The sequence below is a fragment of the Sphingopyxis sp. genome, assembly GCF_034380315.1.
In the GTDB taxonomy this organism is placed as follows: domain Bacteria; phylum Pseudomonadota; class Alphaproteobacteria; order Sphingomonadales; family Sphingomonadaceae; genus Sphingopyxis.
The window spans coordinates 193,152-206,318 of sequence record NZ_JAXMPB010000005.1 but is presented as its reverse complement, the minus strand read 5'-3'; the positions used below and the strand labels follow the sequence as shown (position 1 = coordinate 206,318).

Genomic DNA, 13,167 nt, shown 5'->3' with positions numbered 1-13,167 from the left:
CGTTACTGTCACACTATTGAAATGTAGGACATGAAGAGGATGGAAAATTCCATCGGTTCATGCGGATAGCTGAATTTTGGAATTTTCGCGTTTTCGGTTCGTCAGCCGATATGCTTGAATATCCAGCCAATGCTGGCGCCGCCCGCGGGGGCGCTGGCGGTGACGACGAGCTGTTCGGTGGGGTGGGGGCGTCCTTCGCCATCGACCCACAGGCTCTCCTCGATTTCCAGCGCGCCTTCCGACGTTCGGAACTGCCACAAGGGGCCGCCGGCGATACGGAGAAGTGCGCCGAGCTTGTCGGCCGTCAGGCTCGCCGAAATGTTGCGGCCGAGGTGGAAGCGCAGGGCAAAATGTTTTTGGCCCTTGCGGCGGCTTCGCGGCGCGGGCAGCAGCAGATCTTCACCGCGCAGTTCCCGGCCATTGGGCGACAGGATCAACAAGCGGCGGTGGATCAGGCCGTGGCGGCGCGCATAGCCATCGTGGCTCATTTCCAGGCGGCTGCCCTGCGGTGTTTCGCGTCGGTCGAGCTCGACCTCGGTGACGCCGCGTCCCAACACCCCGCTCGGCAGGATTGCGGTGGAGTTGCTGTCCGCAAGAATCAGCGTCGAATGAGCGGCCGTCGTGCGCAGCCCGCGAGCCAGTTCGGCCGGGATCGTGGCGCCGGTCAATGCGGCGCCGCCGCAATTGACGACGATGCGTTCATCGCCATCGCTGAGTTCAAAGGCCAGGGTGGATGCGCAGCCCGCTTCCGTGACGCGCGAGATCGGCGGCGGCGCCGCATCGGCGAGCAGGACGACCTTGTTCGCGACAAGCCGCTGATATCCCCAGTCGCGCGCCTGTTTGAGCGGGCGCGTCCGAATGCCGCTGGCGGCGACGATCGCTTCGATTTCCTGCGCCCGGGTGGCGCCGCTCCCTTGCCAGCTGCCCATGCCGCCATCGGCATGGACCAACCCGAGCAGGGCCGGCACGGCGCGCGCCAGCACCTCCTGCAGGAAGGGGGGAAGCTCCATGCGGCGCATCTCGTACACTTGTGCGAGCATCGCCAGCGCCATAACCGCGTCGAGCTGCGCTTGCGGCGAACGGGCGATATTGCCGCCATCGGCATAGAAGCTGGTCTCGATAACCTTGCGCAGCCCCGCCTCGCCGAACACCTGGCGCGGTTCGCCGCCGGGCATCAGCAACGAGGCGGCGACGATGCCGATCCACGCGACGAGCTGCCCCGTACCGGGGCGCGTCTTGTCGGCCACGCGGTCGAGATGGCGCGCCGCGCGGGCCAGATGGTTGAGCACGGCAGAACGGTAAATGAGATCGCTTGATGACAGAATCAGCGGGGCGTGAGCCGCCCAGAACAGGATGCGCCAGCCGCTGTTGTCGGCTTTCCAGGCGGGTTCGCTGACCGCTTCGCCATGTGCCGCCAGCCATTGCCGGACGACCGCTTCGGCGATGGGGGCGCCCTCGGCGCGGGTCGCGCTGGCCGAAAGGTCGCGCAACCACGCAAAGCTGTGGAGATAGTCGGCGAAGGTTGGCGCGACGTTGAGCGATGCAAAGTCGAGTTCGGCGAGCGAAAGTTTCAGTCCGCGGTGCAGGAAATGGCCGGCGCGGATCGCCGTTCCGGCGCGCATGTCGCCGGGAACCGGGTCTGCGGGCACGCCCAGCAGCTTGAGCGGAAAGCGTCCCTTCAGGCGAAGGGCGTGCAGCGGCGTACGCCACGTCAGACGGGTGATGTGGTTGGCCAGGCGATCGCCCAGCGACAGCCCCTTTTCAGCCGGAAGCCGGATCAGGCGTTTGCCGGGTTCGACCGTATCATCGATCTGCGGCGCGTCTTCGCCCGCTGCCGCAACGGGGTCGAGGGGAGCGGCGGTCAACGGTCTCCCTTCCATCGATCAGGCGCCGCGCAGGCGCCGGATATTGTCGGCATAGGCCTGTTCGCCGCCCTTGAAGGTGGCGGTTCCGGCCACGAGCACATCCGCACCCGCCGCGATCGCCAGCGGTGCCGTGTTGGCGTCAATGCCGCCATCGACCTCCAGCCTGATGTCGCGGCCCGTTTTGTCGATCATCTTGCGGACCGCTTCGATCTTGCGAAGCTGGCTCGAAATGAAGCTCTGCCCCCCAAAACCCGGATTCACGCTCATGATCAGTACCAGGTCGATGTCATCGATCAGATAGTCGAGCATCTTGGCCGGCGTCGCGGGATTGAGCGACACACCCGCCTGCTTGCCCAGCGATTTGATGTGCTGGACAGTGCGATGGACATGGGGTCCCGCTTCGGGATGGACGGTGATGATGTCGGCGCCCGCGGCGGCAAAGGCGTCGAGGAAACCGTCGACCGGCGAGATCATCAGGTGGACGTCGAAGGGCAGCGTCGAGTGCGGGCGCAGCGCCTTGACCACCGCCGGGCCGATCGTGAGATTCGGCACATAATGGCCGTCCATCACGTCGATATGCACCCAGTCGGCGCCCGCGGCCTCGATTGCGCGCACCTCTTCGCCAAGGCGCGCGAAATCGGCGCTGAGGATCGAGGGAGCAATGCGAACGGCAGGATTTTCGGCGGTCATGCGGTCGGCCTTAACCATCAAGGCGGTGCGGGGCAAGGCGCTGGCCGCGCGCTTTGCACAGGGATGTGAAATATTCCGCTCGGCGGGGCGTCAGCGTTGCTGGCGCGGGGGTTTTTTCCTGTCTCTTTCGTTGTTGCTGCCCCATTGCCAGCGCCACCCGCCTTCGGTCCTGGCGCGATAAAGGGGCAATGGCGCGAACGCAGCGGCGAGCAGCAGCAGGGCGAGCATCGCGGGCCGCCCCTGCAGCAGCAGGGCCAGTCCAGTGAGGAGCGCGGCATGTGCCGCGAGCATCGCCCAGCCCTGCCAGGCGATCGGCAGGCCGGCGCCAAAACCGCGCGCCCTGGGACGGAACCAGGGGGCGTCGCCACGGAAAATGTGCAGCATGATCCTATTCCTCCTTTGGCGGCCGGCCGCGTTTCGGTCGTTCGCTGGTTTTTACGGGAACCCCGCGGCGAGCCAGCGCTTCGCGCAACAGGACCTCGATTTCCGCATTGGCGCTCCGCAATTCGGAAGCGGCCAGCCCCTCGATCGCGGCATAAAGTGCCGGGTCGAGGCGAAGGGCGAAGGCTTTCTTGGCTGGCGCGGGCATGACAGCGGCCTAGTAGAGCGATCCTGCATTGACCACCGGGTGAGTGTCGCGTTCGCTGCACAGCACGACCATCAGGTTCGACACCATGGCGGCGCGGCGTTCATCGTCGAGGTGAACGACATCCTTGGCGCTCAACTGGGCGAGCGCCATTTCGACCATGCCGACCGCGCCTTCGACCAGCTTTCGCCGTGCCGAGATGACGGCCTCGGCCTGTTGTCGGCGCAGCATCGCACCGGCGATTTCCTGCGCATAGGCGAGGTGGGTGAGGCCGCATTCGTCGACCGTGATCCCGGCGACCGCCAGCCGCTCGATCAACGCCTTGCGAAGTTCGACGCCGACCTCGTCATGGTTGCCGCGCAGCGTGATTTCCTGATGTTCGATGTCGTCATAGGGATAGCGCGAGCCGATCGACCGCACGGCGGCCTCGATCTGCGCCATCACGAATTCCTTATAGTCTTCGACATCGAACAGCGCCTGTGCGGTGTCGGTGACGCGCCACACGACCTGTGCCGCCATTTCGATGGGGTTGCCGCGCAGGTCGTTGACCTTGATCTTGTCCGAAATGACGTTGTTCGCGCGCACCGCGATCTTTTTGCGGCTGAGCCACGGATAGACCCAGCGCAGTCCGGTATTGCGATCGGTCCCCTTGTAGCTGCCGAACAACTGGATTGCGGCGGCTTCGTTCGGATTGATGAGGTAAAAGCCGCAGAGTATCAGCATCCCCACAACGGCCGTCACGCCGACGATTCCCCATTTCAGTTCCGTCGCTGTTCCGCCGACGCTGCTGGCTGCGGCCCATATCCCGATAATGAGCAGAGCGATCCACACCAGCAGCATTGCATAGCCGCTTGCGGTGACGGCGCGCACCTCGCGTGTCGGATTCAGCGCTGCGGCTTCATTCGAATCACTCATGATATCCTCCGATATAAAGATGATATCATATTTATATCAATTTGTGGGACAGGCAAGCGGAATCGAAAAGGGGTGCCCATCCGGCCGGACGGGCGCCCCTTTTTCTGGACACTCCTGCCGCCCCGGCACGGGCCGGGACGCGCAGGACACGGGTTATTCGCCCGTCGGGAAGCCGCGCTTCTTCAGCAGCGCCTTCACATCGGGGTCGCGGCCGCGGAAAACGCGATAAGCCTCCGCCCGGTCGGTTTCATTGCCGGTCATCAACAGGATGGTGCGGAATTTGTCGGCGACGCTGCGGTCCCACGGGCCGCCGGCTTCGGTGAACGCGGCCCAGGTATCGGCGTCCATCGTTTCGGACCACAGATAGCTGTAATATCCTGCCGAATAGCTGTCGGAACTGAACAGGTGGCCAAACTGCGGCAGGCGGTGCCGCATCACGATTTCCCGCGGCATGCCGATTTCGGCGAGCGTTTCGCGTTCGAACTTCGCTACGTCGGTCGGCGGCGTCTTGCGATCGTGGAGCTTCATGTCGACGATCGCGCTGCCCAGATATTCGACCGTCGAAAAGCCCTGGTTGAAGGTGTCGGACGCCAGAATCTTGTCGACCAACGCCTGCGGGATCGGGGCCCCCGTTTTATAGTGCGTCGCATATTTCGACAGCACCTCGGGGGTCATCAGCCAATTCTCGTTCACCTGGCTGGGGAATTCGACGAAGTCGCGCGGGACGCCGCCGAGTGCCGGGTAATAGACCTGCTGCAGCAAATAGTGGATGCCGTGGCCGAATTCGTGGAACAGCGTCGATGCGTCGTCGATGCTGATCAGCGTCGGTTCGCCCTTTGCCGCTTCGGTGAAATTATTGTTGTTCGACGCGAGCACATTGCGTTCGCCGCCCAGCGTCTGCTGGCTGCGATAGGTCGTCATCCACGCGCCCGACCGTTTCCCGTCGCGCGCGAAATTGTCGAGGTAGAAGACGCCGACATTTTCGCCCGACTTGAGATTATAGACCTCAAAGGTCCGCACCTTGGGGTCGAATACCGGGATCTGGCCCGTGTTTTCGCGGAAGCCCAGATCGTAAAGCTGACCCGCGGCCCAGAACATGCCGTCGACCAGCTTGTCGAGCTGCAGATAGGGTTTCACCTCGCTTTCATCGAGGTCATATTTCGCCTTGCGGACCTTTTCCGCATAATAGCGATAGTCCCAGGGTTCGATCGTGATCTTGGGCCCCTTGCCCGCCTTTGCTTCGGCGTCGGCGATCGCCTGCATGTCGGCGACCTCTTCCTTCACCCGCGCGACCGCAGCCGGCCAGACTTTCATCATCAACCCCATCGCATTTTCGGGGGTCTTCGCCATGGTGTCGGCCATGCGGTAGTGCGCATGGGTCGGAAAGCCGAGCAGTTCGGCGCGCTGTTGGCGCAGTTTCAGTATTTCGGCGATCGTCGCCTTGGTGTCGTTGGCATCGCCATTGTCGCCGCGCCCGACAAAGGCGCGCCACACCTTTTCACGAAGTGCGCGATTGGTCGCGTTCTGAAGCACCGGCTGCGCCGACGAGCGGGTGTTCTTGATCGCCCACTGACCGGGCTTGCCCTGCGCTTCGGCGGCGGCCGCAAGCGAGGCGACGAAGCCGGGCTCCAGCCCGTCGAGTTCGGCCTTGTCGGTGACGAAGCTGTAGAGCTTTTCATCGCCGAGCAGCTTGGACGAGAAGGCGGAGAACAAACCTTCGAGCTTGGAATTCAGCTCGACCAGCTTTGTCTTGTTTGCCGGCGACAAGTTGGCGCCATTGCGCACCATGTCGTCATAGCTGCGTTCGACGATGCGAATCTGCTGGGCGTTGAGGCCGCTTTCGTGGCGCTTGTCGTACACCGCCTTGTAACGGGCGAAGAGCTTGGGATCGAGGAACAGCTCGGTATAGAATTTGGTGAGCTTCGGGCTCCATTCGGCATCGATCGCCTCGACCCGGTCATTCGACTTGTTCGACGTCTGTACGCCCCACAGCGCGAACAGCCGTTCCATCGTATCGCCGGCCAACTGCATCGGGACATGGGTGTTGTCGAAAGTCGGCGCTGCGGGATTGTCGATCACCGCCTGAACCTCTGCCTTCACTTCAGCCATCGCCTTGGGAAAGGCGGTGGGGAAAAGTTCGGGGTCCAGCTTGTCCCACGGCGGCACCCCTTCATAGGGACCGGTCCAGGGGGCAAGCAGCGGATTGCCGTCGGCGGGCGCGGCCGCCGCGGCGGTTTCGGTGGCGGCGATCGTCATCTGGCTATAACCCACGAACATCGCGGCCGATGCAAGCAGCATCGTGAAGGGGCGGGCCGACTTGCGGCGGGCAGAGGGGGGCGCATTGCGCGGCATATCTGGAATCTCCCGGTAGAAAACAGGTTTCGATCGAAACCATGTCGGAGACCGTCTTAACCGGATATGACAGACCAGCGCAAGCATGGGCGGCAAGGCCCATTCGCCAGGGTCGGGCCGCTAGGCTGCGAAACCCGGTTGGCACAGCCCCGGCACGTCGACCCGGAAGGTGAAGAGCCCGCCTGCATGCGGCTGTGCCGCGCGTTCGGCGTCGGTTAGATTCTTTCCCGCGCTGGTGACGAACGCGGTCCGAAGATCGGCGCCGCCGAAGGCGATCATCGTCGGTCGCTGAACCGGCAGGTCGACCGTCTGCAAAATTTCGCCTGTGGGCGAGAGGCGTACGACGCGCCACCCGTCCCACAGCGCCGACCAGTAACAGCCTTCGGCATCGACCGCCCCGCCGTCGGGGCGGCCATTGCCGAGTGCGAACTGATGAAACAATCGTCTGTTGTGCAGCGCGCCGCCGTCGGGGTCGACGTCATAGATACGGATGGCATGGGTCGGGGTGTCGGCGTGATAGAAATGGCGCCCGTCGGGGCTGAAAGCTGCGCCGTTGCTGGTCGTCAGCCCGCCGAAAATGGGGGTGATCGACGCATCGGGGTCGAGCCGATAGAGCGTCGCCTGCGGGTTCGCCTTGTCGCTCGTCAGGCTGCCGACCCACAGTCGTCCGGCGGAATCGACGCAGCCGTCGTTGAAGCGCTGTTCGGCGATGCCCGCGAGCGGGGCGGGGCCAAAGGGGCGCGGTACGGCGCCCCAGGCGTCGATCAGCGCGCAGCCGTCCTTCATCGCCGCGACCAGCCCGCCGCCAGCCCGCGGAACGACGCAGCCAACCGGCTGGTCGAGTTGCATCACCTCGTCGGTGCCGGTCGCGGGATCGGTGCGGTGGATAAGGCAGGCGTCGATATCGACCCAGTAGAGGCGCGATTCGCTGGCATTCCAGCGGGGTGATTCGCCGAGCAGTGCGCCGGCGTCGAGAAGAAGTTCGATCATGAGTTCGGTTCTAGCGAGAGGCGACGGCACTGCCCAGCGGGGCGGCGGGGTTGAAAAGCTATTCGTGATGCGGGCGGCCGCGCACCGGGCCGACTTCGGGCCGTAGCGTCATTTGTACTTGACGTGGACGTAAACGTAAGGTCCATTGGCGGAACGGGCCGCGCCGTCGATGCGCGCCCATGGATGCGGTCGGTTTCCCCATGCCGTCCGACCGCTGAGGGAAAGGAAAGAGGATGTCGCTCGATAGTCTGGCCCGCAGCGCCTATACCGAGGATCATGAGGCGTTTCGCGCCACCGTGCGCCAGTTCCTGGAGAAGGAGGTCGCGCCCAATCAGGCGAAATGGGCCGAGGACGGTATCGTGCCGAAGAGCATCTGGCCCAAGGCGGGCGAGCTGGGCCTGCTGTGCCCGACGGTGCCGGAGGAATATGGCGGGCTGGGGCTCGATTTCGGCTATAATGCGATCGTCGATGAGGAAAGCGCCTATTATGGCCGCGTGACCACCGGCTTTTCCCTCCAGTCCGACATCGTCACCAATTACATCGTCCGCTATGGCAGCGAGGAGCAGAAGAAGCATTGGCTGCCCAAGATGGTCGCGGGCGAGGTGATCACCGCGATCGCGATGACCGAACCGGGCACCGGCAGCGACCTGCAGGGGATGCGTACGACCGCGAAGAAGGATGGCAATCATTATGTCATCAACGGATCGAAAACCTATATCACCAATGGCCAGAACGCCGATCTGATCCTGGTCTGCGTCAAGACCGATCCCGAAGCTCAGCCGGCGTGGAAGGGCGTGTCGATCGTGCTGGTCGAGGCCGAACGCGAGGGGTTCGAGCGCGGCCGCAACCTCGACAAGATCGGGCAAGACGAGGCCGACACGTCGGAGCTGTTCTTCAACGATGTTCGCGTGCCGATCACCAACTGCCTTGGCGAAGAGGGGCAGGGCTTCATCTATCTGATGAGCGAGCTGCCGCAGGAGCGGCTGTCGATCGCGGTCAGCGCGCAGGCGTCGGCGCAGCGCGCCTTTGACGACACGGTCGCATATACCCGCGAACGCAAGGCGTTCGGCAAACCGATCCTCGATTTCCAGAATAGCCGCTTTGTCCTTGCTGACCTGAAAGCGAAATTGCAGGTCGGCTGGGCGCACCTCGACTGGGCGCTTGCGCGGCATCTGAAAAAGGAACTGACCCCCGAAGAGGGCGCGGCGGCGAAGCTGTGGCATACCGACCTGCAGTGGGAGGTGATGGACAAGTGCCTGCAACTGTTCGGCGGCGCGGGTTACATGAACGAATATCCGATCGCGCGCGCCTGGCGCGCGGCGCGCGTTACCCGCATTTTTGGCGGGACCAACGAGATCATGAAGGAATTGATCGGGCGCAAGCTCTGACGACTACATCCCCCCTCCCTTTCATGGGAGGGGCTTTAGACAGAAAGGAACTCCCCCATGGCCACAGCATATATTGTCGACGCCGTTCGCACCGCCGGAGGCAAGCGCGGCGGCAAACTTGCCGGCGTCCACCCCGTCGACCTTGGCGCCGCGGTGTTCGACGCGATCGCCGACCGCAATGATTTCGACACCAGCGCGATCGACGATGTCATCACGGGATGCGTGATGCAGGGCGGCGAGCAGACGATGGACGTCGGGCGCAACATCGTTCTCGCCTCGAAACTGCCCGACTCGATCCCCGCCGTCACCATCGACCGCCAGTGCGGATCGTCGCAGCAGGCGATGATGTTCGCGGCGCAGGCGGTGCTGTCGGGAACGCAGGATATCGTCCTGGCGAGCGGCATCGAAAGCATGACGCGCGTCCCGATGGGATCGACCGCGATGCTCTATATGAAGGAAGGCATGGGCAATTATAAATCGCCCCGGCTCGAGGAAAAATATCCCGGCATCATGTTCAGCCAGTTCATGGGCGCCGAAATGATCGTCAAGAAGCATGGCTTTACCAAGGATGATCTCGACGCCTTCGCGCTCGAAAGCCACCGCCGCGCCAAGGTGGCGACCGAGGCTGGCCATTTCCGGAAGGAAATCGTCGGGGTCGAGATCGAGACGCCCGACGGCAAGGAAATGCACCTTGTCGACGAAGGGATCCGTTTCGATGCGACGCTCGAAGGGATTGCGGGGGTCAAGCTGCTTCAGGAAGGCGGCGCGATCAGCGCGGCAACCTCCAGCCAGATTTGCGATGGCGCGTCGGCGGTGCTGATCGTGTCCGAACAGGCGCTCAAGGACCATGGCCTGACCCCGCGTGCGCGCATCCACCATGTGTCGGTGACGGCAGGAGATCCCGTCATCATGCTCGAAGAGCCGCTGTTCGCGACCGAAAAGGCGCTGAAGCGCGCAGGCATGAGCATCGGCGACATCGACGCCTATGAAGTCAACGAGGCCTTTGCGCCGGTGCCGCTCGCGTGGATGAAATATCTGGGTGCCGACCACGCGCGCTTGAACCAGCATGGCGGCGCGATCGCGCTTGGCCACCCGCTCGGCGCCAGCGGCACCAAGCTGATGGCGACGCTGCTCGGCGTCCTCGACGCGACGGGCGGCAAATATGGCCTCCAGACGATGTGCGAAGGCGGTGGCCAGGCCAACGTCACCATCATCGAACGGCTTTGATCTCGACCCGCCGTTCGCGCTGAGGAGCCGCTGGGCCTGCTGAAAGGGCGTCTCGAATAATCGGGACGTTGCGCGCCTTCGGAAATGGGGCGGCGACAGGCTTGCCTCTTCCCCAGTCGGAACGGAACCAGAAAGGAAATTGATATGAAACTTGATTCCACCGTTTCCGCCGTTGTCACCGGCGGCGCTTCGGGCCTTGGCGCCGCCACCGCCCGCGCGCTTGCCGCCAAGGGCGTCAAGGTCGCGATCTTCGACCTGCAGGAAGAAAAGGGCATCGCCATCGCCGAGGAAATCGGCGGCGTGTTCTGCGAATGCAATGTCACTGACGATGCCAGCGTCGACGCCGCCTTTGCCAAGGCGCGCGAAGCGATCGGCCAGGAACGCATCCTCGTCAACTGTGCGGGCACCGGCAATGCAATCAAGACCGCGAGCCGCAGCAAGGAAGACGGCAGCATCAAGCATTTCCCGCTCGATGCGTTCAACTGGATCATCCAGATCAACCTTGTCGGCACCTTCCGCTGCATCGCCAAATCGGCGGCGGGCATGATGACGCTCGACCCGATGGCGGACGGCGAACGCGGCGCGATCGTCAACACCGCCAGCGTCGCGGCCGAGGACGGCCAGATCGGGCAGGCGGCCTATTCGGCGTCGAAGGGCGGCGTCGTCGGCATGACCCTGCCGATCGCGCGCGACCTGTCGGCCGAGGCGATCCGCGTGAACACCATCCTGCCCGGCATTTTCAACACCCCGCTGCTCGCCGCGGCGCCGCAGAATGTGAAGGATGCGCTGGGCGCGTCGGTGCTGAATCCGAAGCGGCTCGGCGATCCGCAGGAATATGCCAATCTGGCGATGTGCATGATCGAAAATGGCTATTTCAACGGCGAGGACGTCCGCCTCGACGGCGGCATCCGCATGGGCCCGCGCTGATATGCCGAAACCCGAAGGCTGGCGGCTCGATGCCGCCAGCTATCCGGTCTGCGAAAGCTTTCAGACGCGCTTTCAGGACATGGACATCAACGGCCACCTCAACAATGTGGCCTTTGCCGCGCTGTTCGAAAGCGGCCGGGTGCTGATGAATCGCCGCATCCGGCCGTTCGACGATCGGCCGGCGAATGAACGCACCATGGTCGCGGCGGTCGAGATCAACTATCTGGCCGAAGGGAATTTCCCCGACCCGGTCGAGATCGCGACCGGCATCGGCCGGGTTGGCACGTCGAGCTGGTCCATCGTCCAGGCGATGTTCCAGAACGGCCGCGCGATCGCGACCTGCGATACGGTGGTGGTATGCCGCACCGACGATCAGGCCAAGCCGCTGCGCGCCGAGATGGTGGCGCAGCTGTCGGCCAATCTGGCGAAGGCGGCCTAGGCGGCCTTCATGTCCCCGGCCGGTGCCGGGGGCGGGTTCAGAGCTTCGTATCGGCGTCCGGGACCGAGCGGATAAGGTCGCGGGCAAAGCCGATCAGCCCGACCTGCCGCCGCCGCTTCATCCGTTCGGCGCGCAAGATCGCCATGACCTGTTCGAAACAGCCTTCGACATCGTCGTTGACGAGCACATAGTCATACCCGTCCCAATGGCTGATCTCGTTCGCCGCGCGTTCCATTCGCGCTGTGATCACCTCGTCGCTGTCGGTGTTGCGCGCGCGCAGGCGGCGTTCGAGTTCGGCCATGCTGGGCGGCAGGATGAACACGCGCACGACATCGGGGCCGGCTTCCTGATAGAGTTGCTGGGCACCCTGCCAGTCGATGTCGAACAGGACGTCATTGCCGGCCTCCAGCATTTTTTCGACCGGTGCGCGCGGGGTGCCATAGCGATGGCCGAAGACATGCGCCCATTCCAGAAATTCGCCATCGGCGACCATCTGTTTGAAGGTCGGAACGTCGACGAAATGATAGTCCTTGCCGTCGACTTCGCCGGGCCGCATCGGCCGGGTGGTCGCGGAAATCGACAGGGCGATGTCGCGGTCGGCGGCGAGCATCTTGCGGGAAATGGTTGTCTTTCCGGCGCCCGAAGGCGACGAGAGGACGAACAGCAAACCGCGGCGGTTGAGGTGGACGCTTTCAGCCATGGGCGCTATTCGCGCGGGAACGGGCGGCGGTCAAGCGGGAAGGGCAGGCCGGATGGCGGGAATATCACGAACCGGATGGCTGGTCGCGGCGCTGTTGCTTGGGCTGCTCGCGGCTATCCTGATGATGATGGGGCGCCCCCCGATCTGTCCCTGCGGCACCGTCAGCCTGTGGCACGGCGTTGTCCAGTCGAACCAGAACAGCCAGCAGGTGGCCGACTGGTATAGTTTCAGCCACGTCATCCACGGTTTCATTTTCTTTGGCCTGTCGCGGCTCGCCATGCCCCGCGCGCCCTTGTGGGTCGCGCTGGCGGTGGCGATCGGGATCGAGGGTGCGTGGGAAATAGTCGAAAATTCGCCGGTCATCATCAACCGGTATCGCGAGGTCACGATGGCCTATGGCTATGCCGGCGATTCCATCCTCAATTCGGTCAGCGACGCGGCTTTCATGGTGGTGGGTTTCGTCGCGGCGACCCGGATGCGATGGTGGGCGACGCTGGCGCTATCGATCGCTTTTGAACTGTTTACGCTGTGGACGATCCGCGACAATCTGACCCTGAACGTCCTGATGCTGGTGTCGCCCATCGAGGCGGTGAAGGAGTGGCAGGCGGGCGGTTAGCCTGGGTTGTCGTCGCTCCATGGCTTGTCCATGCTTTGCGAGCCGCCGCGGGCAAGACCTGGCGGCAAAACCGAAGCGCCCCGGTGATTAGTGTATCGCGGGGCGTTTGCCTTCGTCGCCGATGGGCAGGGCAGGGGGCAGAGCGTCGCCCATGCTTTCGCCGTCGGTCGGAATATGATCCACCCCGGCATAGGGATCGACCCCGCCCTGTTCGGCAAGCTTGGCAGCGGCGCTTTGCGCTGCTTCGGCGGTGCGGCGTTCTTCAGCGCGTTCGGCCCATTTCTTGGTCAGATAGGCCGCGGCCGCCGTGGCGGCGAGCGCGGCATAGCGCTGCGGGAAAAGGCGACGCGCGGCGAACAGTGTCCCTGCGCCGATCACCGCACCGGCAATCGGGTGATTGCCCTTTTGCCGACCGATCGCGCTGCCCAGCACGCCGCCAATGATCCGTCCCATCATTTTCATGTCCTTCCTC

General features: G+C 63.9%; 14 protein-coding genes. 5 read left to right on the top strand and 9 right to left on the bottom strand.

The window, feature by feature from the left end; all coding sequences use genetic code 11:
- Window positions 1–101: 101 nt before the first annotated feature.
- From U0S50_RS11355 to U0S50_RS11325, 7 genes are all read right to left on the bottom strand, one after another.
- Entirely contained in the window at window positions 102–1,880 is a 1,779-nt protein-coding gene (locus U0S50_RS11355; RefSeq protein ID WP_322308897.1) for a heparinase II/III family protein, read from the bottom strand.
- Between the two features lie 3 nt (window positions 1,881–1,883).
- Window positions 1,884–2,555 carry a ribulose-phosphate 3-epimerase gene (rpe, locus tag U0S50_RS11350; protein ID WP_322308896.1) on the bottom strand — a complete coding sequence of 224 codons (672 nt, stop codon included), beginning with the start codon at window positions 2,553–2,555 and terminating at the stop codon, window positions 1,884–1,886.
- 90 nt (window positions 2,556–2,645) lie between these two features.
- Window positions 2,646–2,939, bottom strand: a complete 294-nt coding sequence (locus tag U0S50_RS11345; protein WP_322308895.1) for a hypothetical protein — start codon at window positions 2,937–2,939, stop codon at window positions 2,646–2,648.
- A 4-nt stretch (window positions 2,940–2,943) separates the two neighbouring features.
- Window positions 2,944–3,144 carry a toxin-antitoxin system HicB family antitoxin gene (locus tag U0S50_RS11340; RefSeq protein WP_322308894.1) on the bottom strand — a complete coding sequence of 67 codons (201 nt, stop codon included), beginning with the start codon at window positions 3,142–3,144 and terminating at the stop codon, window positions 2,944–2,946.
- Between the two features lie 9 nt (window positions 3,145–3,153).
- Complete coding sequence (locus U0S50_RS11335) at window positions 3,154–4,056, bottom strand: SPFH domain-containing protein (protein ID WP_322308893.1); 903 nt, start codon at window positions 4,054–4,056, stop codon at window positions 3,154–3,156.
- 153 nt (window positions 4,057–4,209) lie between these two features.
- A complete protein-coding gene (locus U0S50_RS11330) occupies window positions 4,210–6,408 on the bottom strand; it encodes a M3 family metallopeptidase (RefSeq protein ID WP_322308892.1) in 2,199 nt (732 codons plus the stop codon).
- Window positions 6,409–6,528: 120 nt separating this feature from the next.
- Window positions 6,529–7,398 carry an SMP-30/gluconolactonase/LRE family protein gene (locus U0S50_RS11325; protein WP_322308891.1) on the bottom strand — a complete coding sequence of 290 codons (870 nt, stop codon included), beginning with the start codon at window positions 7,396–7,398 and terminating at the stop codon, window positions 6,529–6,531.
- 233 nt (window positions 7,399–7,631) lie between these two features.
- On the opposite strand from U0S50_RS11325, the gene U0S50_RS11320 reads away from it, so the two are divergent.
- From U0S50_RS11320 to U0S50_RS11305, 4 genes are all read left to right on the top strand, one after another.
- A complete protein-coding gene (locus U0S50_RS11320) occupies window positions 7,632–8,786 on the top strand; it encodes an acyl-CoA dehydrogenase family protein (RefSeq protein ID WP_322308890.1) in 1,155 nt (384 codons plus the stop codon).
- A 57-nt stretch (window positions 8,787–8,843) separates the two neighbouring features.
- Window positions 8,844–10,013 (top strand): acetyl-CoA C-acetyltransferase, encoded by a 1,170-nt coding sequence (locus U0S50_RS11315; protein WP_322308889.1) that lies wholly within the window; start codon window positions 8,844–8,846, stop codon window positions 10,011–10,013.
- Between the two features lie 144 nt (window positions 10,014–10,157).
- Complete coding sequence (locus U0S50_RS11310) at window positions 10,158–10,940, top strand: SDR family NAD(P)-dependent oxidoreductase (protein ID WP_322308888.1); 783 nt, start codon at window positions 10,158–10,160, stop codon at window positions 10,938–10,940.
- Between the two features lies 1 nt (window position 10,941).
- On the top strand, window positions 10,942–11,379 hold the full coding sequence (locus tag U0S50_RS11305) for an acyl-CoA thioesterase (RefSeq protein ID WP_322308887.1): 438 nt from the start codon (window positions 10,942–10,944) through the stop codon (window positions 11,377–11,379).
- A gap of 37 nt (window positions 11,380–11,416) precedes the next feature.
- On the opposite strand, the gene gmk is transcribed toward U0S50_RS11305, so the two are convergent.
- Complete coding sequence (gmk, locus tag U0S50_RS11300) at window positions 11,417–12,079, bottom strand: guanylate kinase (RefSeq protein WP_322308886.1); 663 nt, start codon at window positions 12,077–12,079, stop codon at window positions 11,417–11,419.
- A 52-nt stretch (window positions 12,080–12,131) separates the two neighbouring features.
- Here gmk and U0S50_RS11295 point away from each other — a divergent pair, with 52 nt between their 5' ends.
- Entirely contained in the window at window positions 12,132–12,695 is a 564-nt protein-coding gene (locus U0S50_RS11295; RefSeq protein ID WP_322308885.1) for a DUF2585 domain-containing protein, read from the top strand.
- Window positions 12,696–12,782: 87 nt separating this feature from the next.
- Here U0S50_RS11295 and U0S50_RS11290 read toward each other — a convergent pair whose 3' ends face one another.
- Window positions 12,783–13,151 carry a hypothetical protein gene (locus U0S50_RS11290; RefSeq protein WP_322308884.1) on the bottom strand — a complete coding sequence of 123 codons (369 nt, stop codon included), beginning with the start codon at window positions 13,149–13,151 and terminating at the stop codon, window positions 12,783–12,785.
- Between the last annotated feature and the right edge of the window lie 16 nt (window positions 13,152–13,167).

Coding starts and splice junctions, on each gene's coding strand:
- U0S50_RS11320 (WP_322308890.1), top strand. CDS start 7,632: ATGTCGCTCGATAGTCTGGCCCGCAGCGCCTATACCGAGGATCATGAG.
- U0S50_RS11305 (WP_322308887.1), top strand. CDS start 10,942: ATGCCGAAACCCGAAGGCTGGCGGCTCGATGCCGCCAGCTATCCGGTC.
- U0S50_RS11330 (WP_322308892.1), bottom strand. CDS start 6,408: ATGCCGCGCAATGCGCCCCCCTCTGCCCGCCGCAAGTCGGCCCGCCCC.
- U0S50_RS11340 (WP_322308894.1), bottom strand. CDS start 3,144: ATGCCCGCGCCAGCCAAGAAAGCCTTCGCCCTTCGCCTCGACCCGGCA.
- U0S50_RS11295 (WP_322308885.1), top strand. CDS start 12,132: ATGGCGGGAATATCACGAACCGGATGGCTGGTCGCGGCGCTGTTGCTT.
- U0S50_RS11345 (WP_322308895.1), bottom strand. CDS start 2,939: ATGCTGCACATTTTCCGTGGCGACGCCCCCTGGTTCCGTCCCAGGGCG.
- U0S50_RS11315 (WP_322308889.1), top strand. CDS start 8,844: ATGGCCACAGCATATATTGTCGACGCCGTTCGCACCGCCGGAGGCAAG.
- U0S50_RS11325 (WP_322308891.1), bottom strand. CDS start 7,398: ATGATCGAACTTCTTCTCGACGCCGGCGCACTGCTCGGCGAATCACCC.
- U0S50_RS11290 (WP_322308884.1), bottom strand. CDS start 13,151: ATGATGGGACGGATCATTGGCGGCGTGCTGGGCAGCGCGATCGGTCGG.
- U0S50_RS11310 (WP_322308888.1), top strand. CDS start 10,158: ATGAAACTTGATTCCACCGTTTCCGCCGTTGTCACCGGCGGCGCTTCG.
- rpe (WP_322308896.1), bottom strand. CDS start 2,555: ATGACCGCCGAAAATCCTGCCGTTCGCATTGCTCCCTCGATCCTCAGC.
- U0S50_RS11335 (WP_322308893.1), bottom strand. CDS start 4,056: ATGAGTGATTCGAATGAAGCCGCAGCGCTGAATCCGACACGCGAGGTG.
- U0S50_RS11355 (WP_322308897.1), bottom strand. CDS start 1,880: ATGGAAGGGAGACCGTTGACCGCCGCTCCCCTCGACCCCGTTGCGGCA.
- gmk (WP_322308886.1), bottom strand. CDS start 12,079: ATGGCTGAAAGCGTCCACCTCAACCGCCGCGGTTTGCTGTTCGTCCTC.